Origin of the sequence: Streptococcus parasanguinis (assembly GCF_001578955.1) — a bacterium.
GTDB lineage: Bacteria > Bacillota > Bacilli > Lactobacillales > Streptococcaceae > Streptococcus > Streptococcus parasanguinis_U.
The window spans coordinates 515391-515969 of the sequence record NZ_KQ969689.1 but is presented as its reverse complement, the minus strand read 5'-3'; the positions used below and the strand labels follow the sequence as shown (position 1 = coordinate 515969).

Genomic DNA, 579 nt, shown 5'->3' with positions numbered 1-579 from the left:
ACACCAAATGAACGTACCCAAGCTTTCACAATCAAGTCTGAAGCAGCCTTGGTTGATGAATAAGGTGATGATGGGTTGTATTTGGTTTCAGCAGTGAATTTTTCACCAGGACCTTCCCCATGTCCAGGAAGATCTTCGCGCAATGGAAGGTCTCCATACACTTCGTCTGTTGACACGTGGTGGAAACGAATGTCGTATTTACGAGCAGCTTCCAAGAGTGTATAAGTCCCAACAAAGTTTGTGTAGATAAATGGAGATGGATCTTTGAGGGAGTTATCATTGTGGCTTTCAGCCGCATAATGAACGATGGCATCAGCCTTAGCAGCCAATTTATCAACTAATGCAGCATCAGCGATGTCTCCCACCACCAACTCGACACGATCTCCAAGGATTTCTTCGATATTGGCACGGTTACCAGCATAAGTAAGTTTATCAAGGACAGTCACATGCACGTCTGGATGGTTGTTGTAGACATAGTGGACGAAGTTTGAACCGATGAAACCAGCTCCACCGGTTACGATGATATGTTTATATTCTGACATTTTTTCTCCAAATAATTTTTAGTTTTGATTATTCCTT

At 42.7% G+C, this 579-nt stretch carries 1 protein-coding gene; it reads right to left on the bottom strand.

All coding sequences use genetic code 11. The annotated features are described in order from the left end of the window. On the bottom strand, positions 1-542 hold a 542-nt coding region (locus SPADD19_RS12465; RefSeq protein ID WP_241496425.1), incomplete at its 3' end, for a dTDP-glucose 4,6-dehydratase. Between the last annotated feature and the right edge of the window lie 37 nt (positions 543-579).